Genomic DNA, 25,314 nt, shown 5'->3' on the forward strand with positions numbered 1-25,314 from the left:
GCCTTCAAGCGTTACATTGAAGTGCTTATGGAGACTTGACAGGGAAACCGGGAGCCAGCAGCGTGCCAAGTCTCAACTCGCCGGCGATGCGCACCAGCGCCGTCGCGGAACGGGCGGGCTACTCCGTCCAGCAGATCCGCAACCTCGAACGCGACGGCGTGCTGCCCCCGGCGGCGCGCACGCCCTCCGGCTACCGGTGCTACGGCGAGATCCACGTGCGATCCGCGCTGGCGTACCGCGCGCTCGCCGCCGCCGTCGGGCCGGTCGAGGCCAAGGAGATCGTCCGGGCCGTCCACCTCCCGACGCCGGACCGGATGCTGGCCCTGCTGGACGCCGCGCACGCGCAACTCGACGCCGAGCGCGCCGCCCTGCGCGAGGCCGAGGCCGCCGTCCGGGCGATCTCCGGCGAACCGATCGCGGACGTCCGCCCTTCGGACGCGATGAGCGTGTCCGAACTGGCCGCCGCGCTCGGCGTCCGCCCCTCGACCCTGCGGCACTGGGACGCCGAGGGCCTGGTCGTCCCCGACCGTGCCACCGCGCGCGGCGCCCGCCGGTACAGCCCGTCCCAGGTCCGGGACGCGCGGATCGTGCGGCAACTGCGCGCCGCCGGATACCGCGTCGGCCCGCTCCGCGACCTGATGCCCGAGTTGCGCCGCGGCCGCCGCCTGGCGGACGTCGCATCCGCCCTCGCCGCCCGGAACACGGACGTTACGGACCGCGCGAGGGCCCTGCTGGACGGCGCCGCCGCCCTCAGCGCCGTCCTCGCCGCGCAGGACGTTGATCGGGGCGGCCCGTCCCGGTAGAAGTGCAGACCGAGCACCGTCACCAGACAAGGACGCGATCGTGACCCCGACAGCCGACAGACTGGACGTCGCCGACATCTGCACCCGGATGGGCTGGCACGCCGACCGCCGCGAATGGGACCTGCTGCAAGGTCTGTTCGCCGACCGCGTCATCCTCGACTACACGAGTCTCAACGGCGGCGAACCGGCCGACCTCACCCCGGCGCAGATCGTCGGCGGCTGGCGCGGCGTCCTCGGCGGCTTCGACGCGACGCAGCACCTGATCGCGGGCCACCTGGTCACCGTGGAAGGCGACACCGCCGTCTGCACCGCCAACTTCCAGGCCGTCCACCGGCTGGCGAACCCGCACGGCTCCCCGCTGTGGACGCTCGGCGGCACCTACCGCTTCGGCCTCGTCCGGACCGCGGACGGCTGGCGGATCAACGCCCTCACCATGACCGCGACCTGGGCGGACGGCAACCAGCACCTCATGTCCCTCGCCGCCGAGGCCGCGGCGAAGACGAAGGAAACGGCGGGGGCGGGCGCATGATCCTGGTGACGGGCGCGACCGGGAACGTCGGCGGCGAGGTCGCCAGGGCGCTGTCCGCGGCGGGCGCGAGAGTCCGCGCCCTGGTCCGGGACACGTCCGACACGCCGGACATCCCGAACGTCCTCCCCGCGGACGTCGAATGCGTGACCGGCGACCTGGACGACCCCACGTGCTTCGCGACCGTGCTCCGGCAGGCGAACGGCCTGTTCCTGCTGCCCGGCTTCGGCCACACGGCCGAGCTGCTGGCCGAGGCCGCCGTCGCCGGAGTCGAACGCGTCGTGCTCCTGTCGGGACCGTCCGCCGGATCGGGCGACCTGACGAACGCCGTGACCCGCTCCATGGTCGAGTCCGAGACCCTCGTGCGCGCGTCCGGGCTGGAGTGGACGATCCTGCGCCCGAGCGGCTTCATGTCCAACGCGCTGGAGTGGGTCCCGCAACTGGCCGCCGGCGACGTCGTCCGCGCGCCGTTCGCGGACGTGGCGGTCGCGTGCGTCGACCCGTCCGACATCGCGGCCGTCGCGACGCTCGCCCTGCTGGAGGACGGCCAGGGAGGGCTCGTCCACCGCCTGACCGGCCCGGAGGCCCTGCGGCCCGCCGACCGGCTGCGCATCCTGGCGCAGGTCCTCGGCCGCGACCTGCGCTTCGAGCCCCAGCCGGACGACGAGGCCCGCGCCGAGATGGCGCAGGAGATGCCGGCCGAGTACGTCGACGCGTTCTTCGACTTCTACGCCGCCGGGGCGCTGGACGACTCCCACATCAACAACACCATCCGCAACCTCACCGGCCGCGCACCGCGCAGCTTCGAGCAGTGGGCGACGGCCCACGCCGAAGCGTTCCCGCACCCCTGATCGCGCCTCACTCCGGCACGGCCTCGACCTGCGGCCCGTCCACGCGCCCGGCCCGCGGACCGTCCACGCCGCCGACCCGCGGACCGTCCACGCTTCCGGCCTGCGGACCGTCCACGCTTCCGGCCTGCGGACCGTCCAGTTGCTCCTGCAAGTTCTGGGCGCGGATCTCCGCGGCCACCGCGCGTTCGCGCAGCCGGTCGGCGTCGGCGCGCGCGGCGTCTCGCTCGGCGCCGAGCACCTCCAGCCGAGCCTGGAGCCGATGCAGTTGCTGCCGCACCTCGTCGGCCGTCTCCTGCTGGACGGCGAGGCGCTCCCGCAACCGCTCGGCGTCCCGTTCCGCCCGCTCGGCCCGGCCGGATTCGACCGCCGTGGCCCGTTCGGCCGCCGCCACCAGCTCACCGGCCCGCTGCTCGGCCGCCGCGACCAGCCGCGCCGCCTGCTGCTCCGCGCGGGCGACCCGTTCGGCCGCGTCCCGTCCGACCCGCTCGGCGGTGTCCGCGGCGGCCTTCGCCTCGGCGCGCACGGTGGCCAGTTCGGCCTGGCCGGCGGTGAGCTCGGCCTGAAGCCGCTGCCGCGCCGCCCGCTCCTCGTCCAGCTGCGCGCTGGCGGCTTCGAGCCGCTCGGCCAGTGACGCTTCGGCCTGCTTGGCCAACTGCGCCGTCCGCTCCGCGGCGTCCCGCGCCTGCTGGTGGGCCGCGACGGTCTCCGCCGCCTGCCGCCGCTCCTGCGCCGCCTGCTCCCGCGCGCCGCGCGCCTCGTCTTCCGCGGCCCGCCGCGCGGCATCCGCCTCAGTGGCACGCGCCTCCGCCCGGACGGCCCGCTCCTCGGCCTCGGCGGCCTGCTCCTCGGCGGCGGCCACCCGCCGTCCCGCCTCGGCCACCTCCTCGCGCGCGCCGAGCACCTCCTGCCGGGCGTGCCGCTCGATGCTCCCCAGCGCCTCCAGCACCGCGTTGAGGCTGGTGGCGAGCTCGCTCATCGCCGGAGCGGACTCCTCGGCGACCGCGACCACCAGAGCCAGCGGATCGGCGATCGCGGAGGCGAGCCGCGTCTCCCGCTCCGCCGCGGCCTGCTCCTTGCAGGTGGCGGGCGGGGGACAGTACAGCCGCCGCCGTCCGCCCTTGCCCTTGCCGTCACTGCGCCGCGCGGGCTCCGGCAACGGCCGCCGGCAGACCCTGCACCGTCCGTGCGGTGCCTCGCCCTCCGCCGGACTCTCAAGGACCACGCCGTCCCGCGCCTCACCCATGCCAGAACCGTAGCCCAACGAAACTCGGAACGAGTTTCGCCGCTCCCGAAACACCGGACGCCGTCGCAGTGCCACATGGAAGAGCGAGGCGTCCAACCTGGTTCACGCCACGAACCGCAACCAGCACCGACCTGCGACTACGTCCGTGACGGTCGGCTAGGAGGCCGTCAGAGGGCTCGGCCGCCCGGTCTCCAGCCACGACAGCGCGGACGGGAGATCGGGATGGAGCAGGAGGTCCGCGCTCGCCTGTGACGGCAGGGACATGTGGCCGGGCAGGCGCAGGCCGGTCGCCAGCAGCGGCAGCGCGCCCTGGTGGGCCTCTTGGACCAGGCACGTGAACGCGTACAGCCCGCTGATGTCGCGGAAGGTGGCGTTCTCCATGTTGAGGATCAGTGCCGCGTCCGTCAGCGCCAGCGCCTCCGGAAGCCGGGTCAGCAGAGCCTCGCGGCTGTCGAGCTCCACCGTGCCCTCGACGCTGATGACGGCATAGGCCAGCAACTGATCCACCCGGATCCGAATCGGTACCGCTGACGAGCTCACAGTTCCTCCCGGTCGAGCAACGACTCGCCTCTTGGCCGATCTGGTGAACCGCGCCTGTTCCTACCCGGAGTAGCACACGCGGCGGGCCGCGCCCAAATGTGACCGGTCTGCGGGCCGACCATCGGCGGCCCTCGGTGCGGCCCCTTTCCCCGCCGGGCGGACGGCCGGGGCCGCCACCGCGTGTCCTCGGCCTGGCTCATCAGGCCGACGTCCCTATCCGAACACGAACCCTCTGGTGTCCCGGCGGCGGCCCGGGCTGCGCCTTCGCGGCGTCCGGCCGTACTGTTCGGGCATGACCACTGATCTGCGTCCCAGTCCCGACGAAGCCTTCGAGTTGCTGCTGGCGGGGAACCAGCGGTTCGTGGACGGCTCCCCCGAGCACCCCAACCAGGACGCCACGCGCCGGACCGCGGTCGCGCCGGGCCAGAGCCCCTTCGCGGTCCTGTTCGGCTGCTCCGACTCCCGCCTCGCCGCCGAGATCATCTTCGACCGCGGGCTGGGGGACCTGTTCGTCGTGCGCACCGCCGGGCACGTGTTCGGCACCGAGGTGCTCGGCAGCATCGAGTACGGAGTGAGCGTGCTGGACTGCCCGCTGGTCGTCGTCCTCGGGCACGACTCCTGTGGAGCCGTCGCCGCCGCGCGCGAGGTCGTCGACGGCGGCAGCACTCCGGTCGGCTTCGTCCGGGACATCGTCGAACGCGTCACGCCCAGCGTGCTGGCGGCGCGCGCGGCCGGACGGCACCAGCCCGAAGAGATCCTCCACCACCACATCCGCACCACCGTCGACCTCCTGCTGGACCGCTCCCACGTCCTGGCCGACCAGGTCGCCGCGGGCCGCGTGGCCGTGGTCGGCCTGGCCTACCGCCTGTCCGACGGCACCGCCCAACTGGTCGCCGCCCGCGGCCTGACCAGAACCCCCACCCCCGCCCTCTGACCCCCGGCGCCCCTGTGCTCCTCCGCACCACCGCCGAGGAGCACGGGGGCGTCCCCGCACGCCCGCAAACTCCCGATAACCACACCGACGCGCCGTCTCGACACCTTGGCAGACGGTAAGCAGGGCCAGGCGCTTGTATCAGACATCCCCTGGTGACAGCGCCTCGGCCGAGGGCTCAGCCTCGATCACCGTCGGCGACGCCTGGGCAAGCGCAGCCGCACCGCCTGAACAGCGTCCTCGCTCCGGAGGGAACGCACCCGGTTCAGGACGGCCCGGCTCACCCGCGCGATCAGTAGGACGATCCCGCCTACGACCAGGAAGGGCGCCAGCAGGCCGGCGAGGACGCCCGTGGCGACGGGGCCGGAGCGGGCTGAGGCGGAGCGGCAGATCTTCACCGACCGTCCCGAGGCGATGATGCTTCCGCCTTCCAGGCCGGCCAGCAGCACCGTAGTGGGAACGACGGCTCGCAGCGCCGCGTAGACGGCGATTCCGAGCAGCGCCGAGCCCACCACGGCGGCCAGCGCCCGCTCGCCGCTGATCGGCGGCCGTTCTCCCGCGCTCGCTCTGGTGTCGGCGAACCAGCACAGCAGAGCGGTGGCCATGGCCGCGCTCGCGGCGACGGCTCCCGGGACGGCCAGCCAGGCTCCAACGCCGGGTCGCTGGACGGCCACCGCCAGCACAGCGGCGAGGACGAGCACGGAGCCGGGGACCGTGAAGACCGCGACCGTGCGCGACGTCATCGATCCGCGTCCTCTCGGCGGTCGGAGGCGTCGGGCCGCCGGTCAAGCGCCTGGTAGAGCGTGCTGCCGACGAAAATGACCGCGGCGATGACGGGCAGGGTCACGTACCAGGGATCACCGTGGCGGAATCCGTACAGTGCCACCTGCGGCGGGACGAGACAGACCAGGCCGAGCACGATCTTCTGGACGATCGCCCGCGCCCGGCCGCGGCGGCCACCGGCGGCGGTGGGGGAGGGGGAGGGGGAGGCCATCCGAGGTCACCTCCTGAACCGCGACGGACTCATCCCGGCACCTGGCGGTCAGAAGATGATAGGCCCGGACGGGGCGCAGCGAGGTGATGGCCAGGCCCGCGGCGAGCAGAGCGCATCCGGCCAGGGCGGTGACGCTCAGGCGCTCGTGGAGCAGCCCGACCGCCAGGACGGCGGCGACCAGGGGTTCGGCGAGGCTGAGCGTGCCCGCGGTGGCCGCGCTCACGGTGCGCAGGCCCCCTACGAACAGCATGTACGCCAGCGCCGTGGTCACAGGGCCGAGCCAGGCGACCGTCATCAGGGCGCGTCCGGTGAACAGGCCGGGCCCGGCCACGGCCAGCCACGGCGTCAGGAACAGTCCGCCGACGAACAGCGTGACCGCCACGGCCGTCACCATGTTCTCGCCGCTGTCGGTGAGCCGCTTGGCCGCGACGGTGTAGACGGCGTAGCAGACGCCGGCGACGACCGACAGGACGACTCCCAGCGCGTCGGCGCCGCCGTCCGTCCGGTCCGGTGCGAGCAGCAGGCCGCACCCGGCGACGGCGCAGAGCGTCCCGGCCGCCCAGCCGAGCTTCAGGGGGGACCGGTCGATCAGGCGCGAGCACAGACCGGTCGCGATCGGGGCCAGGCCGAACACGATCGCGGTCGCCAGCGCCGCTCCGGTCCGCGACACCGCTGTGAAGTAGGCCGCCTGGAACGCCCCGGTCGCTCCGGCCGCCGCGAGCAGCGGCCATGCCGCACCCTGCGGGAGCATCCCTCGCCAGGACCTGCGCCGCGCCGCCGTCCAGGCCAGCAGCACCAGGCCCCCGGTCAGGATCCGCACCGCGCCGACGGCTGCGGGCGCCACCCGCAGATCCGCCATCACCTGCACCGGCCCGGTGGTGCCCCACAGCGCTGCGGCGCCCAGCACCTGCAACGTCCCGAATCGTCGTTGTCCCATGGCCGAGGACGCTAGGCATTTCTACGGACGGATTCCCGCCCAGCCGTCATTCGTTCGCCCCGAGCGCGTCCGCCCGTCGAAACTTCGGACGCCACCACCACAGGCCGTCCGGGAACGAAGGATATTCGGCGTCAAGCCCGAGGATGCTTCGGAAGTTCGGACTGCTCGACCGGCCTGAGATGCTCGTAGACGACCGTCGTCCGCACGTCCACGATCTCCTTGCGCCGCGCCAGGTGATCGAGCACGAAGTCGCGCAGGTACGGGGTGTCGGGCACGGCCAGGTGGATGAGGATGTCCTCGTTGCCGGTCACGACGAACACGCCCAGCGTCTCGGGCATCCGGGCCACGCTGTCGCGCACCGACTCGATGGTCTCCCGCGACTGCGGCCTGATCCGTATCCCCACCAGCGCCTGCACGCTCCGTCCCAGCGCCGCCGGATCCACCGCCGCGTGCACGCCGGTGATCACGCCCCGCGCCCGCAGCGCCCGCGTGCGCTCCAGCGCGGTCGAGGGCGCGATCCCCACCGCCTCGGCCAGGTCGCGGTTGGTCTGCCGCCCGTCCTGCTGCAGGCGCCGCAGGATCGCCTGGTCCACCGCGTCCACGACTCCACCCTCTTCCCACCCGACGACGACGAACGTTTCGCAGCTTATCCGGCCACAGCCCGCCTTTCGCCGAACATTCTTCGACTCCTGGTTCGACGTCCTCGTTTCTCGTCGGCCGGGTCGGATCGCCCCGCTCATCGCCGGGCTGGGGCAGGGTGACTGGCCGGCGTCACGGAATGTTTGCGATCTTTGGCCTGGGATGTCTGTTTCCTTATCCCGACTTCGGTTCATCACCTGTGGGGTTGATGGTTCGGATCGGAATGAGGGGACTGGTGCCGATGTCGGCCACCGAGATCGGCGGTCGGTGTGACGAGCGGTTCACCGAGGTCCGGGACGCGTTCGAGGCGGTGGTGGCCGGGGATGCCGGCGGGGCGTCGGCGGCGGTGTTCCTGGACGGGGAGCCGGTCGTGGACCTCTGGGGTGGGTACGCCGACCAGGCGCAGGACCGGGCCTGGGAGCGCGACACCCTCACCAATGTCTGGTCGATCAGTAAGACCATGACCAATCTGTGCGCGATCATCCTCGCCGACCAGGGCGAACTGGACCTCCATGCGCCTGTGGCCAGGTACTGGCCGCAGTTCGCCGCGGCCGGCAAGGACGCGGTGGAGGTGCGGCATCTGCTGTCGCATACCGCCGGGCTGCCGGGCTGGGACGAACCGCTGAAGTCTCCCGGGGACCTGTACGACTGGGACCGATGCACCGGCCCGCTGGCCGCGCAGCGGCCGTGGTGGGAACCGGGCAGCGTGTCGGGCTACCACGCCCTCACCCAGGGCTACCTGGTGGGTGAGGTGGTCCGGCGGATCACCGGGCAGAGCCCGGGGTCCTTCTTCGCCGAGCGGGTGGCCGGCCCGCTGGGCGCCGACTTCCATATCGGGCTGCCCGCCGCCGACGATGACCGGGTGGCCGACGTCTTCAACCTCGAGGGCCTGGCGGTGCCGCCCGAGTTGCAGGAGATGTCGGACAAGGTTTTCGGCAAGCCGAACGTGCTGGCCGATCCGTCGCGGACGGTGTCCACCCGGGCCTGGCGGGCGGCGGAGATCCCGGCGGGTAACGGCCATGGCAACGCCCGCTCGGTCGCCACCGTCCAATCGGTGATCGCCTGCGGTGGTGAGGTAGGCGGCGTGAGGCTGCTGTCGGAGAAGGGGGTTCAGGCGATCTTCGATCAGCAGATCGATGGCGTCGACCTGCTCCTGCGGACACCGGTGAAGTTCGGCATGGGCTGGGCGCTGGGCTACGGAGGCTCCCCGTTCACCGGCGCCCGGACGTGCTACTGGGGCGGCGCCGGCGGTCACATGGTCACCGCCGACTGCGACAACCGTCTGGTGGTGGCGTACATGATGAGCCACATGAAGTTCGGCGGCCGGTTCAAGACCACGGGGGACGAGCGTTTCGGCGCCATCGTCAAGGCGGCTTACCACGCCCTCAACCGCGGGTAGCCGCAACCGATCAGCACCCGTCGCCAAGAGGTGATCTCTGCGCCCAAGTAACCGACCTGGTGCTGGGCGCACCGGCGGCGACGATGAGACCGGGCGTCGGCGTGCTGCTCAGGTGATCCTCTTGCGGGAGGCGGTCGGCAGGACGCGCGGACGCAGCCGGGTGCGCACGCTGTCCATCATGTCGGCGAGCTGGGCGATCTGCTCGTCGGTCAGGAGGTCGATCAGGCCGTCGCGGACGGCCTCCACGTGTCCGGGCGCGGTCTTCTCCAGGAGCCGCCGGCCGTCCTCGGTGATGACGACCATGGCCCTGCGTTCGTCGCTCGTGTCGGTCTCGCGGCGGAGCAGCCCGGCCTTCTCCAGCTGGGCCACCTGGTAGCTCAGGCCGCTGCGCGAGGTGATCATCAGGTCGGCCAGCTCGGTGATGCACCGGCGCTCGGGGGCGCGCTCGTTGGCCCAGTGCAGGATCTCGTACTGGATCAGGGTGAGCCCGGCGTCCTCGCGGAGCTGCCGTTCCACGTGCCGCTGGATCAGGCCGGACGTTTCCAGGAAGCCGGTCCAGGCGCGCATCTGGGTCTCGTTCAGCCACCGCGGTTCGCTCATGGGGCAAGCCTACCGGGAGTTGCGTCGAATTCGACGCAAACGTACGATCACCCCCGTCGGCCGGATGCGTCGAATTCGACGCATCTCTCGTACGGCCGCCTCACCTCCCGGAAAGGGCCATCCATGAAGATCAGCATCATCGGCGAGGGCAACGTCGGCTCCGCGCTGGCGCGCCGTCTGACCGCGGCCGGCCACGCGGTCACCACCGCCAACTCGTCCACCGCCGCAGGACAGGTCGCGGCGCAGGTCGCCGACGCCGAGGTCGCCGTCCTGGCCGTGCCGTTCCCCGCCGTCGCCCGGTTGGACGCCGAGGTCAGGACCGCCCTGCGGGACAAGGTCGTCATCGACGCGACCAACCCGCTGGCGGCCGACTTCATGTCGCTGACGATCGGGCACACCACCTCGGCGGGGGAGCAGGTCGCCGCCGCCCTGCCCGGCGCCCGGGTGGTCAAGGCCTTCAACACCGTGTTCGCCGCCATCCTGGACACCCCCGGCCTGTTCCTGCCGGTCGCCTCCGACGACGAGGACGCCAAGAAGACCGTCCTGGAGCTGGGCGCCCAGCTCGGCTTCGACGCCGTGGACGCCGGCCCGCTGGCCAACGCCCGCTACCTGGAGCCGACCGTGGAACTGCTGATCCAGCTCGCCTACGGCAAGGGAATGGGGGCGGGCATCGGCCTCACGCTGACGCGGGCCTGACGATCCGATCTGCACGGCGAGATCCCGTCCGGCGGTCATTGGGCCGCGCGACCGGATCTCGCCGCAGGCGTTCAGGGTCCGGCGCCGGTGGACGCCGGAACTCCGGACCTCACCAAGGTCGTCCGCGCGTCGTTGAAGTCCTGAGTGCTCGCCGAGCGCGATGCCCTAGCGGCCGTCGCCGGGACCGCAGGTCACGATGATGATGCGAGGAGGCTCGCGACGGCCGTGCGCGCGTGGCGGGCGGGGGCGGGGTCGCCGGTGATGCCCGCGGTCACGATGGCTCCTTCGGCGAGCAGGCAGACCGGTTCGGCCGCCGCCGATCCGGCGTCCCGGACCCAGGCGGCGATCTGGTCGTGGAAGGCCTGCTTGTGCGACCGGACCTCGGCGAGGACCGCAGGGGACGACGGACCGAGTTCGCCGTGGGCGTTGATCCAGGCGCAGCCGCGGAATCCCGGCTCGGCGAACCAGGCCGCGAGCCAGTCGAAGACCGCCAGGACCCGCTCGCGCGGATCGGCGACCTGCTCCACGTGGGCGGACAGGCTCGCCCTCCAGCGCCGGTCGCGCCGCCTGAGCACCGCGATGACGAGGTCCTCCTTGGCGGCGAAGATCCGGTAGATCCGCTTGAGCGGCAGGCCGGAGGCCGCGCGGACGTCGTCCATGCCGACGGCCTGGATCCCCCGCTCGTAGAAGAGCCTCTCCGCGGCGTCGAGCAGGGCCTCGCGGTCCGCCCGGGTCTGCTCCTCGGTGATCGGAGCGGGCATCCGCGCCTCCTTGACAGTGAGAACGGTGGTTCTCTAGCGTAGCGACCCGCCGGTAGAGAACGTACGTTCTCAACGTGAGGAGCCGCCATGCCCGCAGATCGCCCGCCGTACCCGCCGTTCACCCCGGAGACGGCTCGGCAGAAGGTCCAGGCGGCCGAGGACGCCTGGAACACCCGTGACCCCCGACGCGTCGCATCGGCCTACACGCCGGACTCGCGATGGCGGAACCGGGACACCTTCGTCAACGGCCGCGAAGAGATCGTCGCTTTCCTGACGCGCAAATGGGAGCGCGAACTGGATTACGCGCTGCGTAAGAGCCTGTGGGCCTTCCACGAGAACCGGATCGCCGTCCCGTTCCAGTACGAGTGGCACGACGCCGATGGGCAGTGGTGGCGCAGCTACGGCAACGAGCTCTGGGAATTCGACGAACACGGCCTGATGAGTCGCCGCGAGGCGAGCATCAACGACGTCGCCATCACCGAAGCCGAACGGCGCATCCGCGGGGCCCGGCCCGAGGACGAACACGGGATCGACATCCCGCTCAGGTAGCGCACGCCGGCAAGACGCCCCGAAAACCCGGGCCGCTCATTTCCATCATTGACAGGAGAAGTCGAATGTCCGTCCAGCCGATTCGCCACGCCACCGTGGAGATCCAGGGACTGTCCGTGTTCTACCGGGAGGCCGGTGACCCGGCCAATCCCACGCTCGTCCTCCTGCACGGCTTCCCCAGCAGCTCGGCCATGTACCGGGACCTCATCGCCGACCTGGCCGACACCTACCACCTGATCGCACCCGACCACATCGGCTTCGGCCAATCGGCGATGCCGTCGGTCGAAGAATTCGACTACAGCTTCGAAAAGCTCACCGAGATCACCCTGGAACTGCTCGACACCCTTGGCCTCGACCGGTTCGCGCTCTACATCCAGGACTACGGCGCCCCGATCGGACTGCGCATCGCGTCCCGGAATCCCGACCGGGTCACCGCCGTCGTCAGCCAGAGCGGCAACGCCTACATGGAGGGCTTCACCCCGTTCTGGAACGTGCTGTTCGCCCACGCCAAGGACCGCGCCGCGCACGAACCGGCCGTCCGCGAACTGCTGACCGCCGAGGCGACGCGCTGGCAGCACACCCACGGCGTGCCCGCCGACCTGCTCGAACGCGTCAACCCCGACGCCTGGGTTCTGGACCAGGCCTACCTGGACCGTCCGGGCAACGCCGAGATCCAGCTCCAGCTTTTCTGGGACTACCAGTTCAACCTCGACGGCTACCCCGCCTTCCAGGAGTACTTCCGCACCCACCGGCCGCCCGTCCTGGTCGCCTGGGGCCGGAACGACGAGATCTTCGGTCCGGACGGCGCCAAGGCGTTCGCCCGCGACCTGCCCGGCGCCGAGATCCACCTGCTGGACGCCGGCCACTTCGCCCTCGCCACCCACGGCGCCGAGATCGCCGCCCTCATCCGCGACTTCCTCGCCCGCAACGTCCCCACCGCCTGAGCACCGGCCTCCGCACCGGAGACCGACCACCGCCGCCGTTAAAGACGGGCTCATGAGCCTTCTCGGGAGGGCCCGCTTTCAGACCCTCCCGAGAAGGCGGACGGCGTCAGGGAGTCAAGGTGCGGGTGGCGGCTTGCAGGCTGCTGAACAGCAGGGCCTCGTACCGCCCGGCGGTTCGGGGATCGCTGTTCAGGAACAGCGCGTCGTTGAGGCCGGGAAGCGCCTGGGGGCCGTAGCCGGTGTCCATCGCGGGCGCGTAGATCTGGTGGCGGTGCCAGGGACGGCCGGGCAGTCCGGCGGACGTCAGCAGGTCCCGTTCGGCCTGCATGATCTTGGTGTTGAGCTGCCGGAACGCGGCGTGGTCACCGCGCTGGAGGGCCTGCTCAGCGCGGTCGGCCAGGGACTGCGCCGCACGCTGCCATGCCTGCGCCTGCACGACGTCCCGTTGGACGTCGACGACGACCTTGCCCAGGACGTCCCGTTGCCGCTTGGTGAAGTCGTCGAGGTAACCGGCGACCTGCGCGGCGTACGGACGGTATTCGAGCGGGATGACGTCCGCGTTGGCCAGCCGCAGCGCGAGGATGCCGGACAGCTGCGTCATGGCCACGTGGTACTGCCAGGTGGGGTCGCCGAACTTCGACATCCAGTAGTGGTCGTCGCAGGTGCAGTGGTAGTTGGCGTTGTGCGCGGGGGAGGCCGCGCTCAAATTCATCACGGGGACGCCGTAGTGGTGGAAGAACGCCTGGTAGTCCGAGCCGCCGCCGACCCGCAGGAACGGCGTGGTCCCGTTGTTCTGCCGCTTCCACGCCTCGTACAGCGAGCCGCCGGTGCCCGGCCAGGTCACCTCCTTCGCGGCGTCCACGATCAGCTGGTCCGTCGCGGGCGGCGCCACCGGCACGAAGTACTGGCCGGCGGAGACGTCCATGTTGATGTAGGCGACCGCGTTGCGGAGCCGCGCGGCGCGCTCCTCGGCGTACTCGGTGGAGCCGTAGAGGCCGTACTCCTCGCCGTCCCAGGTGGCGAGCACGATGGTGCGGTCCGGCCGCCAGCCCTTCCGCAGCATCTGCGCCAGCCCGCGCCCGATCTGCAGCACGTTCTCGGTGCCGGTGAGGTTGTCGTCGCTGCCGTACGTCCACGAGTCGTGGTGTCCGCCGACGATGACCTCCTGCTCCGGATGCCTGCTCCCGGGGATGCGCACCACCACGTCATAGACCGGTTTGACCGAGTACTTGATGTCCAGGTCGAGATGCGCCTCGGTGCCGCCCGGGCCGAACCGGTAGGTGAAGGGCAGTCCGCCCTGCCACTCCTTGGGGACGGGCTTGCCGGTCAGGTTCCGCAGCAGCGGCTCGGCCGCGCCGTAGGAGATCGGTGTCGTCGGTGGTCCCTTGGGCAGTTCCGCCGCCTGCGACGGCGGCAGCCGCTTGGCGTTCCTGGTGGCGGGCCGGCCCGGCGTGAGCGGGTCCCCGCTGTAGAACATGATCTGCCCGACGCTGCCGCGCTGGATGCCGTCGGGCGCGCGCCAGGGGCCCTCGGGATAGACCTTGCCCAGGCTGAACCCGTCGTCGGCGGGGTCGGAGTAGATGAGCAGGCCCTTCGCGCCGTGCAGGTACGCCTGCCGGGTCTTGACGCCGCGGAACACCCCGCCGTACCGGACGAGCACGATCTTGCCCTTGACCGAGACGCCGTTCGCGGCGAGGACCTTGTAGTCCTCGTCCCGGCCGTAGTTGGCGTACACGACGGGCGCGGTCACCCGCCCGGCCGGGGACAGCGCGCTGTAGCCGACGACGACCTCGTCGAAGTTCCGCTGCCAGGGCTGCGGCCGCTCCTTGACCGGCAGCGTCCGGTGCTCGGGCGCCGTCATCTCCACCTGCACGCTCTTGGGCTCGGACATGTACTCGTAGTAGGTCTTCACCTCGGGCCGCAGCCCGTACGACCGCAGGTACCGGACGATCTTCTCCGTCCGGCGGCGGAGGCCGTCGGTCCCGACCAGCGCCGGTTCGGCCGACAGGTCGGCGTCCAGCCCCTTCGCGACGGCACCCGACGGCGTGGCCCCGAACAGCCGCTCGTAGCGCTGCTGCCACTTCGAGTGCGCTGCGGTGAAGCCGGGGATCGCGCCGCCGGGTGCGGGCGCCGCGGCCCCCGGAGCCGCGGTGGTCACCGCGACCGCGGCGACCGCCGGCAGGACGAGTAATCGAGAACGGAGCACAGCACTACCTCCAGGGACTCATGACGCGAGTGCGTCTGGATAGGTGTGCGCTACCTGAAAGACCTCTATGCGCGTTTCGCCGCTTCTGGCCAGAAGGCGGCCATCGGTAAGCATGAGGTCCCCGATGCGTCCGCCGCGCCGCGACCGGCGCCGTCCTGGGAACCTATGCCTTACATGTCGCCCGAGCAGGTTCGCGGGTCATTCGTCCCCCCGACGGCCTCGCCACCAGGTTCGATGCCGCACATGGCCGTGCGGGGGGCCGAATCTCAAAGGGCCACGGTGAGGTCGATCTCGATGAGCTGATCCGCGAACCCCAGCTGCGCGACTCCCAGCAGGGTGCTCGCGGTGGTGAACGCCTCCTTCAAGGGCGAATCGGCCAACCTGGCCCAGGCTTGGCCCAACATCTTCTGCTCGTTCGACACCACATAGATCACCGACCGGATGACATCCTCCGGCCCGGCCCCCACGGCACCGAGGGCCGTCATCGAGTTGGCCACCACCTGGTCGATCTGCGCGTCGAGGTCTCCGGCACCTACCACGTCACCATTCGGATCGATCGGACACTGCCCTGCCAGATGCGCAGTACGCCCCGCCTCCACGACGGTGATGTGGTGGTAACCGGGAGTCTCATGGAGCCCCTTGGGATTGATACGAGTGATCTTCTCCGTCATGCGGCGAGTCTGGCAGGCCCGTCCCAGCAGACGGCAACTCAATTTCCGTGACCCGCGACCTGGCCGGCGACGACTCGGCTCCCCATGCCCGACCGGTTCTGCGAGACCGGCGAAGGCACGCGTTATCCCAGGTCGCGTGCGAGGCGATGGCGCCGTACCGCGCGGTTCACCCTGGACCCGGCATCGCGAGAGCCGCTGAAGGCCCCGCCCCCAGCCGGGCGGTTCCCAGGGCGGCCGAGGCCGGCGCACCTGGTCGCGCTGCGCCCGGCCAGGTGCAGCCGGATCTTCTCCGAGCCGTACCGGCCTCGCGAGGTTCGTCCGGCCACGCAAGCACGTCCACCGGCTGCTCCAGGCCCAGCACGTCCAACGACTTCAGAGGAACTCGCCCGCGGGCCGGGGCGCGCCGCTCGGCGCTCGGCCTCGGAAACGTAGGGCCGGACACCGGCGCCGCAGTGGCAGGCCGTCCTCGAAGCCGCCCTCACCCAGCTAGAGGAAGAGGAAGGCCGGCCGCAGTGATCTCCCGCGGTCGCATCCAGCACCGCCGGGCGGGGGCCGAGGTCGTGCAGCAGCGCGGCGAGCGCGTGGGGGGTGTCGCGCCGAGGCCGTCCCGGTCTCCCGGATCGCCGCACCGTCCTCGAGCGCGCCCACCGTCGTCGACGTCGCGTCCTTCCCGGCGGCAGATTGACGATGTCAGGTCAGTAGGTCACTGAGGCGGTGCGCGGTGTGATCGTCCAGGTCGACGTCGGAGCGGTCGTAGCGTTTGGTGGTGGCGGCGACGGCGTGCCCGACCAGGTCCTGGATCTGTTCCCAGGGCACTCCTGCGGTGCGGAGGGCGGTGACGGCGGTGGCGCGGATGACGTGCGAGGTCAGTTTCGTGGGATCGACGCCGGCGGCGCGGGCGGCGCGGCGCAGTACCGCGGCGGCCGAGGCGTGCGGCGGAGGCGCGGTCGTGGGCTGGCCGGGCCGAAGCATCGCCGTGGGCTCCAGTACCGCCTGCTCGTCGTCCCGCCCGCCGACCTCAACGTCGTCAGCCTCACGGGCCGAGCCGCTGAGCGGGCCGGGGCGGGGATCGGGCTGGCCTGCGGTCGGTGTCGGGATGGTCATGAGAGGCGTGATTGGGACGCGGTCACGGTGTCCGATGATGCCGCATCCTCGGCGTCCGGCGCGGCACGGCCGGGGGCGCGCTGTGCGTGGGTGTGCCGCCGGCGTGGTGGGTGGTGGTGCGGTGCAGCTCGGCGATGACGCACCGACGGGTCCCGCTGGGGCAGGACACGCCGGGTCTGGGCCAGTGTGGCGGTCGGCCTTTCACTCGGGAATGACCAGGTCACAGGGGGTGGCGAGCCGTGCTGTAGGTGAGAGCGGATCTTACGGGTCAGCGGGCGCGGACCGACTGACCGATCGGGTTTCCCAGCAGAGAGCGGCTGGACCCGCCCGCCGCTCATCGCCTCCGCCCCGAAGAGCGGCCGGCTCCGCACTCACCCCCGGCTGCTCACCACCGGCGGTCCGGCCTGGACACTGGGTGGGTCCGGGTCAGCTTTCAGGGCACGTGATGACCGGTCGTGTGGCCGCGGACAGAGTGTGCAGGTCGTCGAAGGCCTGGTCCAGGTGCTCCTGCAGGCTGTGCGACGGGTCCTCGATCCACGCCTCGGCCGCCGCTTGAAAGGTCGCCCAACCGGTTTGGGCGGCCAGGGCCGCCAGCCGGTGCCTCTGGCCGCGCCGGCGCAGCGCTTGTGTCAGGGCCTCGATGATCGAGGCGTGCTTGGCCAGCTCGCGTTCGCGCAGGGCCGGGGTCGCGGCGATGATCTGCAGACGCGGTTCGGAGAAAGGACGGTTGTCCTCAAGGATCCGGGCGGCCTTGTGGAACGCCGTCCGCAGCACCTCGAACGGCGCCAGGCCCCCGGGCGCCTCGACCACCTCCCGCACCAGCGCGGCGCGCAAGTCGGCCTCGCCGTCGAAGAGCACCTCGCGTTTGTCGGCGTAGTGCCGGAAGAACGTGCGCGGGTTCAGTCCGGCTCGCGCGGCGATCTGCGCCGCGGTGGTCTTGTCGAATCCGTGTTCCCGGTACAGCTCCAGAGCCGCCTGCTGAAGGCGGCGGCGCGCGTCCTCTCCGGTGCGTGGCACCTTGCGATCTTATCGCGCCGGATCCGTGATCCACCTCGGTTGCGCCAGTGACTGGCACTACCTTAGTGTCACTGACTGGCGCTAAGTAGCGCCAGTCACTGGCACTAAAGGGGAGTTTTCCATGCACGTCTTCCTGACCGGCGGTTCCGGGCAGACCGGCCCCGCCGTCGTCGCCGAGCTCATCGCGGCCGGCCACACCGTCACCGGCCTCGCCCGCTCCGAGGCCGCCGCCGCCCGGCTCTCCGCACTCGGCGCCAGACCGCATCACGGCTCCCTGGACGATCTCGCGAGCCTGCACGACGGCGCGGCGGCCGCCGACGGCGTGGTGCACCTGGCCTTCGGCGGGAACTTCGCCGACACCGACGAGCTCATCCGCCGCGACTGCGCCGCGATCGACGCCCTCGGCCAGGCACTGGCCGGAACGGGCAAGCCGTTGGTGAGCACCTCCGGCACCCTGGTGATCAAGCCCGGCCGCCTCAGCACCGAGCAGGACGCCCCGGACCCCGACTCGGTCGCCGCCTTCCGCATCCCCGGCGAGCAGACCTGCCTGGCCTTCGCCGACCACGGCGTCCGCGCTGGCGTCGTACGCCTGGCCCCGACCGTGCACGGCCCGGGCGACCACGGGTTCATCCCGGCCCTGATCGCGGCCGCACGCCGGGCGGGCATCTCGGCCTACATCGGCGACGGCACCAACCGCTGGCCCGCCGTCCACCGCCTCGACGCCGCACGCCTGTTCCGGCTCGCGCTCGAGAACGCCCCGGCCGGCAGCGTGCTGCACGGGGCGGGCGAAAGCGCCGTAACGATCAGAGCCATCGCAGAGCAGATCGGACGCACCCTTCAGATCCCCACCAGGTCACTGACCCTCCCACAGGCCGCCGAGCACCTCGGCAACCCGTTCCTGGCCACCTTCTTCTCCCTCGACGTCCCCGTCTCCAGCGACCACACCCGAGCACTCCTCGGCTGGAGCCCGCAGCACCCCACCCTGCTCGAGGACCTCGCGACCGGCGACTATTTCACCCCGCAGGCCAGCGCACGCGCCGAGCAGATCTGGGCCCCGCACCACGTCCGCAGCTGACGCTGTGGGCGCGGGCGAGTGCGGCGATCGAGGCGCCGTGTTCTGTGTAGGCCGACCGGACGGCTTCCCGTTGGGAGCCAGTGAGGGCAGGCGGAGGAGTAGCGGCCTTGGGGCTCGGCGGCGGCGATGCCCTCGGCGGTGAGCTCGTTTTGGACGTCGCGTTGGAATTGGCCGACGGTGGTGATGCTTGGTGAGCCCCCGGGGTACTGCGTTCGTCGGTCACCGGGGACCGCGGGCGAGAGATGGCCGGCCACCTGGCCTTCACCGCCGAGACCGCCATGCCGGTCCACTTCTGCCAGAGCCGAAGTCCTCGGCAGCGAGGTCTGAACGAGAACGCCGACTAATGCGATGATCACCTGGACGGCGGCGGCTGGCCCCGCTGCGCCCGCAGGAGTCGGACCTGCCGTGGACGTGACCACCCGGTGGACCCACCGGTACGACGGACTCAGAACGGGGGCACGCCGAGGTCGAGGCCGCGATCGAGCGCCGCAGCCAGCGTGGCCAACGTGCCCGCCCTGTTCGATCCCGGGGAGCCTGACCGTGATCAAGGATCAGGGCAACGTGGACCGTGCATTCTTCGGATTCAATAAGGACTGAGAAAAGATGGCTGTAAATCGGAACCGGTTCGTCCTCAAGCGCGAGTTCAGCCGCTCGGACGTGAAGTTCGTGGCCTGGGAGCGGAACTGGCGGCTCGTTGATCTTGAGCGCGAGAATAATGGCTGCTATGTGGACATCTGGACGACTCAGGATGAGCAGACAGAGATCCATCTTGTAGATGATCGGCCGATCGGTATGCGCTATCTCACGGTGTGGGGCAGGGATGTCGGCGCTGTCGAGCGAGAGATCCGCGAGGACTGCAAACTCTGGTCCCTGCCGGAGGCGCTGGAGTCCCTGCGTCAGGCGAACGACCGAAATGAGAAACTCATTTCGGTCTATGCTGCAGCGCTCACTGCGCCGTTTGAGGAGAGCCAGGAGCTCCTCGAAGCGTTCCGTGCGGTGGCTCACGATGATGACGCCGGCGTACGTCAGGCTGTCGTTATCGCCATCGGGCACCTTCCGCTTCCTGGCCTTGTGGAAATTGTGCGGGAACGGAGCGAGAACGACCCTGTGGCGCATGTAAGGGAGAACGCGAAAACCTTGCTGGAGGGAATCCGCCTCTACGGTGATGAGTGACGCCAGCGGCACGAATGAATTCCCGTGGGAGTTCGGGGTTGAGGGACCTGCGGACAGCCGATAGCACTGAGAATGATCTTGGGGTGGTGTTCCGTTTGGGGATCCCCCACCGGAACACCCACCGGCCGGGACGGCGCCCCAGGTCGGGGTGTTCTGTAAGAGTGTTCCGCGAACTGTCCCGGTGAAGGGTCCCTATCCGGAACACTTGAGGGCGTGAACGCTACGGCTCCCGGTGCCGTCCGGGTCGGGTACGCCCGCTGTTCCACCGATGAGCAGGACGTCGTGGTCCAGACCGAGCAGCTGCTCGCGCTCGGCGTCCCGGCCGGTCGGATCCACATCGACCGGGGCTTCTCCGGAACCACCCGCCGCAACCGCGCCGGTCTGGACCAGGCCCTGGCTGCGCTGTGGCCGGCAAGCGCGTTCACCGTCACCAAGTTCGACCGGTTCGCCCGCAACATGGCCGAGGCCAACCAGATCCTCACCGACCTGTCCGACCGCGGTGTGCTGTTCGGGCGGGGCGGATCGGTCTACGACTGGAACGACCCGTACGGCCGGCTGTTCCTGCAGACCCTGGCGATGGTTGCCGAATTCGAGGCGAACCTGGGGCACCTGCGCACCCGTGAGGGCATGGCGCCGGCCCGCAGGAACGGCAAGCTTAAAGGCAAGCAGCCCAAACTGCCCGAGTCCGCGCGCCGCTCCATCCGCCGCCGCCACACCGAGGGTGAGGTGTCGCTGGCGGACCTGGCGACTGAGTACAGCGTCGGCCGTTCCACCGTCCACCGCATCGTCCATGGGCCGCCCACCGGGCAGAGTCGAGGCTCGACGCGCGGCTCGACCGTTGCGGGAGGGCGTCGACCCGGTGGGAGCGACACGAGAGCACATCGCCGGTCACGTCCCCGGGAGCCCTCCCACAAGGCCGAGCCGCGACGGCGCCAGTGTCGTGTCGATCGACTCGGGGTCAGGCCTGTCGAATGCCACGATCCGGCAGCGGCTGGTGCATCGAGGATGGTCTGCGCGAGTCCGATCCGGTCGGGCGGGGCCGTTGCACGCCGGGCTGTCTCTTCGATGGCCACCAGCGCGGCCCGGTCCCGCGGCTGACCAGGCTTCCGTGGATCCGCATCGAGGCTCAGCGGAAGGCGATCCCGCAGGTCGCCGCGGAAGAGCCGATCCACACCACCAGCGCGCTGTCGGCCGGGGCGCCGCCGGCCGAGTGGACGGCGGCGCCGGTTCGGGGGCGGTGATCAGGCAGGGAGTGCGTCGGCGACGGTTTCGGCGATGGCCTGTGCTCCGGCGTCGTTGGGGTGGATGTGGTCGCCGCTGTCGTAGTCGGGGTGCAGGGCGGCGGGTGCGGTGGGATCGCGGAGTGCCTGGTCGAGGTCGGCGACCGCCTCGTAGGCGTCGTTGGTGCGGATCCACTGGTTGAGTTGCCGGCGTGTGTGCTGGGCTTGGGGGGTGTCGAACCCGGGGCCGGCCGCGGCGGCGCCGGCGAACGGGGTGACGGTCGCGATGATGGGCCTGATCTCGTGCCGGCGGGCGCGGGTGGCGAGTGCGGACAGTCCGGCGATGAGGTCGGCGGCCCGGAGCGGGGGCTGGTCCAGCATGCCGGGCAGGCCGATGTCGTTGAGGCCGAGTTGGACGACGACGTGGGTCACCCCGGGGGCGGTGAGCACGTCGCGGTCGAACCGGGTGGTGCCGCGTTCGCCGAAGACGTCGCTGAGCAGCCGGTTGCCGGCGATGCCGAGGTTGAGCACGGCGGCTCCGACCGGGTGGAGGCGGCGGGCGAGCAGGTCGGGATAGCGGCGGTGGGTCCCGGGCGTGGTGCCCACCCCGTCGGTGATGGAGTCGCCGAAGGCGGCCACCACCGGCCGGTCGGCCGGGCCGAGGACGTCGATGCCGGTGAGGAAGAACCGTGACTCCACCGGCTCGGGCTCGGGCAGGTCGGGGTGAGAGACGGCGTCGCCGGGGCCGAGGTAGCCGGTCTGCAGGGCGAACGGGTGGTAGTCGGCCGGTCCGGTGGCGGCGGCGTGGTAGCTGCTGAGGACCAGGTCGGTGTCGGGTGTCGTGGTGAGGTCGACCGGGTCGCTGATCGCTTCTTGGCCGGGCGGGATCGTTACCCGGTGTGCGCCGCCGAAGGTGACCGCGGTGTCGGTGCCGGGCACGATCGCCGCTGCGCTGCGGTGTGCCGCCACCCGGATGCGGGCGATGGTGAGGGGGTCCTTGCCGTAGAGGTTGCCGAGCCGGACCCGCAGCCGGGCCCCTGTGCCGCTGAGGCGGACGACCTGGCGGAGGGTCTGGTCGTGGAAGCCGCGTGGTGGGTGGATGAGGGGCATCGGTTCGTGGGGGCTGACGGGGGCGGAGCGGAACGCCGCCGTCCAGTGGGAGGTCATGGGGTCAGTTGGGAGGTCATGGGGTCAGTTCTCCAGTCGGCGCAGCAGGTGGCGGGTGAGGTCGTGGAGGCGGTGGGCGGCGTCGGGGTCGAAGGAGGGGTGGTCGAGGCTGATCGGGTCGAAGCGCACGAAGGCGCTGAGCGGTGCCGTGGGCGGGGTGTCGATGCGGGCGGCGATCGGCTTGATGCCGTCCTGGACGGGTCGGCCGTTGCGTTTGAGGGCGGCGACGTGGGCCGCGGTGGCCGCGTCGTACTGGCCGGCGAAGCCGGTCGCGACCGGGCCGGGGTTGATGAGCACGTACCGGGTGCGCGTGGTGGCGTGGCGGGCGGCGTAGGCGACGCCGAGCAGGTCGTTGGCCCGGCCGGCCTGCATCTGCGCGTTGACCCCGTCGTAGTGGTGTTCGAGCATGAGGTCGTCCCAGTGGACGCGGCCCATCGGCACGCCGGGGCCGGACACGTTGACGATGACGCCGGGCTCGCTGAGTCCGTGGCTGAGCAGGAACCGGCTCAGGTACTCCAGCGCGAAGGTCCCCTCGAACCCTTCGGTGGTGACGAAGCGCTCCGAGCGGAAGTAGCGGGCGCACAGCACCAGGGCGTCCACGGCCGGGTGCCGGGTGTTGATCTGCTCCAGGACCCGGAGGTTCTCGCTGACCAGGCTCAGGTCCGCCGCGATGAACTCGGCGCCGGGGAGGGCGGCGGCCTTGGCGGCGTCGCGTCCGACGACGATGACGGTGTCGCCTCGGTCCAGGTGGGTGCGGGCGAGTGCGCGGCCCATCCCGTCGGTGCCGCCGGTGATCACGATCGTCTTGGGTGAGGTGTTCGTGGAGTGGTTCATCGGGTCGTCCTTTCGGACATGGCGGGCCGGTGGTGGGCGGCGGCGGGCACGGCCGGGCGCCCGGGCAGCAGCGCAACGGCGGCCAGGATGGCCGCGAGCACGCCGGCGGTGAGCCAGAAGACGCCGTGCACCCCGGTGACCGGGTCGGCGGAGGTCTGCAGGATGAGGGTGACCACGGCGACGCCGAGCGCCGCGCCGAGCTGGTTGAGCATGTAGAGGACCGAGCTGCCCTGGGCGACCATCGGACCGGGCAGGCTGCGGTACAGCGACCCCATCGTGGGGGCGCTGAACAGCCCCATCCCCAGGCCGAGCGCGAGCGCGGTCGCCACCGGCCACCCTTCTGCCGTACCGGCGCCGACGCGGGTGAAGGCCAGCGCGGCGGCCAGGGCCAGTGCCGCGCCGGCGGCGGCAAGGCCGCGGGGGCCGATCCGGTCCGACAGCCGTCCGGCCAGCGGCATCGAGATCGCGCCGCCGAGCCCGACCGGCGCCATCAGCAGCGCGGCGGCGAGCACGCCGTGCCCGTGAGCCTGCTGGTAGTACAGCGGCAGGACGAACAGCGCGGCGAAGTTGGCCAGCCCGCCGAGCCCCATGATCGCCACGCTGGCGGTGAAGCCGCGGCTGGTGAACAACCGCAGGTCGATCAGAGGTGGGACGGTTCCGGCCCGCCGCGCGTGCGCGGTGTAGCAGGCCAGCAGCACGGCGCCGGCGACCAGCGGGAGCAGCGCCTGCCAGGCGGTGAAGGCCGACTGCTCGGCCGACTGCTCGGCCGACTGCGACAGCGCCAGGACGACGGCGGCGAATCCGGGGGCGAGCAGGGCCAGGCCGAGCACGTCCAGCCGGACCCGCGGCCCATCGGCCGCGGATTCGGCGGGCAGGACGCGCATCGCGAGCACGAGGGCGGCGAGGCCGACGGGCACGCTGAGCAGGAACATCCAGCGCCAGGAAAGGCCGTCGAGGAGGGCGCCGCCGGCGATCGGGCCGAGCACCGGGCCGAGCGAGAGCACCACGCCCATCAGCCCCATCACGCGTCCGGCCCGCGCGGGACCGGCGGCGCGGGCGAGCAGGATCAGCACCAGCGGATCCAGGAGGCCGGCGCCGACGCCCTGCAGCGTGCGGAAGGCGATCAGACTGCCGACATTCCAGGCCAGGCCCGCGGTCAGGGCACCGGCCGCGAACACCGTCAGGCCCAGCAGCCACAGCCGCCGGCCGCCGAACCGGTCGACCGCCCAGGTGGTGAACGGGATCGTGGCGGTGACCGCGAGCAGGAATCCGGTCGAGGCCCAGCCGACCGTGCTGAGCGAGGCGTCGAGCTCGGCGGCCAGGGTGCCGGTCGCCACAGCGGCCATGGAGCTGTTCAGGATGCCCAGCAGCCCGCCGAGCAGGACCACGCCGATCGTGGCCAGCAGCCGGGCGTCCAGCCGGTCATCCGCATTGATTGGACTCATGGGTTCAAGTTAATGGTCTAATGAGTTCATTCACAACCCGTGAGTCCATGGAGCTGAACCCGTGGGTACAATCCAGGCATGGCGACCACACGCGGAGGCGGCGACCGGCGGCAGGCGATCCTCGAGGGTGCGTTCACCGTGTTCGCCCGCCGCGGCTATGCCCAGGCATGCGTCAAGGAGGTGGCCGCCGAGGCGGGCGTGGCCAAGCCCACCGTCTACAACCACCTCAACGACAAGGCGACCCTCTTCCGGCACGCGATGCAGGCAGCGGCGCAGAACGTCCTGGACGAGCGGCTCGCCGCCCTCGACCCGCTCAAAGACGCGGACGGCGACCTGCCCGCCACCCTGCACGACGTCGGGCACCGGCTGTTGCGGCTGCACACCGACGAGCGCGCCTGCGCGCTGCGGCGCCTGCTCTACTCGGAGATCACCCACTTCCCCGACATCCTGGAGATCGTCACCGAGAGCGGGCCGCACCGCCTCACCCAGGCGCTGGCCGACCGGCTCGCCCGCCTCGCACTCGCCGGCCGGCTCCGCATCACCGACCCCGACCTAGCCGCCGAGCAGTTCCTCTCCCTGCTCACCGGCCCGCTCGAAGCGCGCACCCGGATGGGCACCCGCCCGATCGACGACACCACACTCAGCGACCTGGCCCGCACCGCCGTCAACGCCTTCCTGCAGATCTTCGGTCCGCAGGTAACCACCGAAGCGGGAACCGACATGCGCAAAGTGGCCAATCCGGACGGCCACCCCCTCACCGTCGAGGAGTAGGGCATGCCGGGTACGCCGTCACGGCCTGTGCGTGGACCCGTCGGACTCGGGCCGGTCGAACGCGATCAACGGCTCCCGGTGAACAAGTGGTCGAGATGACGGCCAGCCGTGCCCATCAAGCTGCCGTGGTGACTACAGGCCTAATCCGGTCCGATCCTCCTCGCGGGTCGGCATGTGCGTGTCTGTGAGGCGCGCCCCGAGCGCCCGGTCGTTTGAGC

General features: G+C 71.4%; 26 protein-coding genes. 12 read left to right on the forward strand and 14 right to left on the reverse strand.

All coding sequences use genetic code 11. The features are described 5' to 3' along the window. Positions 1-86 precede the first annotated feature (86 nt). From ACFPCY_RS08505 to ACFPCY_RS08515, 3 genes are read left to right on the forward strand one after another with little or no spacing between them, the layout of a single operon-like run. A complete protein-coding gene (locus ACFPCY_RS08505; RefSeq protein WP_378253094.1) occupies positions 87-803 on the forward strand; it encodes a MerR family transcriptional regulator in 717 nt (238 codons plus the stop codon). A gap of 40 nt (positions 804-843) precedes the next feature. Then, a complete protein-coding gene (locus tag ACFPCY_RS08510) occupies positions 844-1,332 on the forward strand; it encodes a nuclear transport factor 2 family protein (protein WP_378253095.1) in 489 nt (162 codons plus the stop codon). Further along, positions 1,329-2,180: an NmrA family NAD(P)-binding protein gene (locus tag ACFPCY_RS08515; RefSeq protein WP_378253096.1), complete on the forward strand. Its 852-nt coding sequence runs from the start codon at positions 1,329-1,331 to the stop codon at positions 2,178-2,180. The genes ACFPCY_RS08510 and ACFPCY_RS08515 overlap by 4 nt, the downstream gene beginning before the upstream one ends. 7 nt (positions 2,181-2,187) lie before the next feature. Here the strand turns inward: ACFPCY_RS08515 and ACFPCY_RS08520 are convergent, their stop codons facing one another. Continuing rightward, the gene (locus ACFPCY_RS08520) at positions 2,188-3,423 is read right to left on the reverse strand and encodes a coiled-coil domain-containing protein (RefSeq protein WP_378253097.1); all 1,236 of its coding nucleotides are present in this window, start codon (positions 3,421-3,423) and stop codon (positions 2,188-2,190) included. A 156-nt stretch (positions 3,424-3,579) separates the two neighbouring features. Further along, complete coding sequence (locus ACFPCY_RS08525; protein WP_378253098.1) at positions 3,580-3,930, reverse strand: hypothetical protein; 351 nt, start codon at positions 3,928-3,930, stop codon at positions 3,580-3,582. A 325-nt stretch (positions 3,931-4,255) separates the two neighbouring features. Between ACFPCY_RS08525 and ACFPCY_RS08530 the strand changes: the two genes are divergently transcribed. Beyond that, on the forward strand, positions 4,256-4,897 hold the full coding sequence (locus tag ACFPCY_RS08530; protein ID WP_378253099.1) for a carbonic anhydrase: 642 nt from the start codon (positions 4,256-4,258) through the stop codon (positions 4,895-4,897). Positions 4,898-5,082: 185 nt separating this feature from the next. Here ACFPCY_RS08530 and ACFPCY_RS08535 read toward each other — a convergent pair whose 3' ends face one another. The 3 genes from ACFPCY_RS08535 to ACFPCY_RS08545 form a co-directional block, all read right to left on the reverse strand. Beyond that, positions 5,083-5,637, reverse strand: coding sequence for a hypothetical protein (locus ACFPCY_RS08535; protein WP_378253100.1), 555 nt, complete (start codon positions 5,635-5,637; stop codon positions 5,083-5,085). Positions 5,638-5,751: 114 nt separating this feature from the next. Continuing rightward, positions 5,752-6,825: a DMT family transporter gene (locus ACFPCY_RS08540; RefSeq protein ID WP_378253101.1), complete on the reverse strand. Its 1,074-nt coding sequence runs from the start codon at positions 6,823-6,825 to the stop codon at positions 5,752-5,754. A gap of 131 nt (positions 6,826-6,956) precedes the next feature. Beyond that, positions 6,957-7,427, reverse strand: a complete 471-nt coding sequence (locus ACFPCY_RS08545) for an Lrp/AsnC family transcriptional regulator (RefSeq protein WP_378253102.1) — start codon at positions 7,425-7,427, stop codon at positions 6,957-6,959. Positions 7,428-7,705: 278 nt separating this feature from the next. On the opposite strand from ACFPCY_RS08545, the gene ACFPCY_RS08550 reads away from it, so the two are divergent. Beyond that, positions 7,706-8,863: a serine hydrolase domain-containing protein gene (locus ACFPCY_RS08550; RefSeq protein WP_378253103.1), complete on the forward strand. Its 1,158-nt coding sequence runs from the start codon at positions 7,706-7,708 to the stop codon at positions 8,861-8,863. 108 nt (positions 8,864-8,971) lie between these two features. Here the strand turns inward: ACFPCY_RS08550 and ACFPCY_RS08555 are convergent, their stop codons facing one another. Further along, positions 8,972-9,463, reverse strand: coding sequence for a MarR family winged helix-turn-helix transcriptional regulator (locus tag ACFPCY_RS08555; RefSeq protein WP_378253104.1), 492 nt, complete (start codon positions 9,461-9,463; stop codon positions 8,972-8,974). A gap of 123 nt (positions 9,464-9,586) precedes the next feature. Between ACFPCY_RS08555 and ACFPCY_RS08560 the strand changes: the two genes are divergently transcribed. Next, positions 9,587-10,159, forward strand: a complete 573-nt coding sequence (locus tag ACFPCY_RS08560; protein WP_378253105.1) for an NADPH-dependent F420 reductase — start codon at positions 9,587-9,589, stop codon at positions 10,157-10,159. A gap of 191 nt (positions 10,160-10,350) precedes the next feature. On the opposite strand, the gene ACFPCY_RS08565 is transcribed toward ACFPCY_RS08560, so the two are convergent. Beyond that, positions 10,351-10,920, reverse strand: a complete 570-nt coding sequence (locus tag ACFPCY_RS08565; RefSeq protein WP_378253106.1) for a TetR/AcrR family transcriptional regulator — start codon at positions 10,918-10,920, stop codon at positions 10,351-10,353. 87 nt (positions 10,921-11,007) lie between these two features. On the opposite strand from ACFPCY_RS08565, the gene ACFPCY_RS08570 reads away from it, so the two are divergent. Both ACFPCY_RS08570 and ACFPCY_RS08575 read left to right on the forward strand, forming a co-directional pair. Then, positions 11,008-11,469, forward strand: a complete 462-nt coding sequence (locus tag ACFPCY_RS08570; protein WP_378253107.1) for a nuclear transport factor 2 family protein — start codon at positions 11,008-11,010, stop codon at positions 11,467-11,469. 65 nt (positions 11,470-11,534) lie between these two features. Continuing rightward, positions 11,535-12,413, forward strand: a complete 879-nt coding sequence (locus ACFPCY_RS08575) for an alpha/beta fold hydrolase (RefSeq protein ID WP_378253108.1) — start codon at positions 11,535-11,537, stop codon at positions 12,411-12,413. Between the two features lie 106 nt (positions 12,414-12,519). Here the strand turns inward: ACFPCY_RS08575 and ACFPCY_RS08580 are convergent, their stop codons facing one another. The 4 genes from ACFPCY_RS08580 to ACFPCY_RS08595 all read right to left on the reverse strand — a co-directional run bounded on the left by ACFPCY_RS08580 (position 12,520) and on the right by ACFPCY_RS08595 (position 17,411). Continuing rightward, entirely contained in the window at positions 12,520-14,619 is a 2,100-nt protein-coding gene (locus ACFPCY_RS08580; protein WP_378253109.1) for a M28 family peptidase, read from the reverse strand. Positions 14,620-14,885: 266 nt separating this feature from the next. Beyond that, positions 14,886-15,290 carry a RidA family protein gene (locus ACFPCY_RS08585; RefSeq protein WP_378253110.1) on the reverse strand — a complete coding sequence of 135 codons (405 nt, stop codon included), beginning with the start codon at positions 15,288-15,290 and terminating at the stop codon, positions 14,886-14,888. A gap of 690 nt (positions 15,291-15,980) precedes the next feature. Further along, positions 15,981-16,394, reverse strand: a complete 414-nt coding sequence (locus ACFPCY_RS08590; RefSeq protein ID WP_378253111.1) for a tyrosine-type recombinase/integrase — start codon at positions 16,392-16,394, stop codon at positions 15,981-15,983. Between the two features lie 426 nt (positions 16,395-16,820). Then, positions 16,821-17,411: a TetR family transcriptional regulator gene (locus ACFPCY_RS08595; RefSeq protein WP_378253112.1), complete on the reverse strand. Its 591-nt coding sequence runs from the start codon at positions 17,409-17,411 to the stop codon at positions 16,821-16,823. 121 nt (positions 17,412-17,532) lie between these two features. Here ACFPCY_RS08595 and ACFPCY_RS08600 point away from each other — a divergent pair, with 121 nt between their 5' ends. From ACFPCY_RS08600 to ACFPCY_RS08610, 3 genes are all read left to right on the forward strand, one after another. Further along, complete coding sequence (locus ACFPCY_RS08600) at positions 17,533-18,486, forward strand: SDR family oxidoreductase (RefSeq protein ID WP_378253113.1); 954 nt, start codon at positions 17,533-17,535, stop codon at positions 18,484-18,486. 603 nt (positions 18,487-19,089) lie between these two features. Beyond that, on the forward strand, positions 19,090-19,659 hold the full coding sequence (locus ACFPCY_RS08605) for a HEAT repeat domain-containing protein (protein WP_378253114.1): 570 nt from the start codon (positions 19,090-19,092) through the stop codon (positions 19,657-19,659). 213 nt (positions 19,660-19,872) lie between these two features. Then, positions 19,873-20,757: a recombinase family protein gene (locus tag ACFPCY_RS08610; RefSeq protein ID WP_378253115.1), complete on the forward strand. Its 885-nt coding sequence runs from the start codon at positions 19,873-19,875 to the stop codon at positions 20,755-20,757. A gap of 143 nt (positions 20,758-20,900) precedes the next feature. On the opposite strand, the gene ACFPCY_RS08615 is transcribed toward ACFPCY_RS08610, so the two are convergent. The 3 genes from ACFPCY_RS08615 to ACFPCY_RS08625 are packed head-to-tail and all read right to left on the reverse strand — an operon-like array spanning position 20,901 to position 24,325. Then, positions 20,901-22,046: a GDSL-type esterase/lipase family protein gene (locus ACFPCY_RS08615; RefSeq protein WP_378253116.1), complete on the reverse strand. Its 1,146-nt coding sequence runs from the start codon at positions 22,044-22,046 to the stop codon at positions 20,901-20,903. A gap of 24 nt (positions 22,047-22,070) precedes the next feature. After that, positions 22,071-22,880: an SDR family NAD(P)-dependent oxidoreductase gene (locus tag ACFPCY_RS08620; protein ID WP_378253117.1), complete on the reverse strand. Its 810-nt coding sequence runs from the start codon at positions 22,878-22,880 to the stop codon at positions 22,071-22,073. Next, the gene (locus ACFPCY_RS08625) at positions 22,877-24,325 is read right to left on the reverse strand and encodes a DHA2 family efflux MFS transporter permease subunit (protein ID WP_378253118.1); all 1,449 of its coding nucleotides are present in this window, start codon (positions 24,323-24,325) and stop codon (positions 22,877-22,879) included. Before ACFPCY_RS08625 ends, ACFPCY_RS08620 begins: the two co-directional genes overlap by 4 nt. A gap of 78 nt (positions 24,326-24,403) precedes the next feature. Between ACFPCY_RS08625 and ACFPCY_RS08630 the strand changes: the two genes are divergently transcribed. Further along, positions 24,404-25,096 (forward strand): TetR/AcrR family transcriptional regulator, encoded by a 693-nt coding sequence (locus tag ACFPCY_RS08630; RefSeq protein ID WP_371944114.1) that lies wholly within the window; start codon positions 24,404-24,406, stop codon positions 25,094-25,096. Positions 25,097-25,314: the final 218 nt, after the last annotated feature.

Origin of the sequence: Actinomadura gamaensis, from assembly GCF_042652125.1 — a bacterium.
Lineage (GTDB): Bacteria > Actinomycetota > Actinomycetes > Streptosporangiales > Streptosporangiaceae > Spirillospora > Spirillospora gamaensis.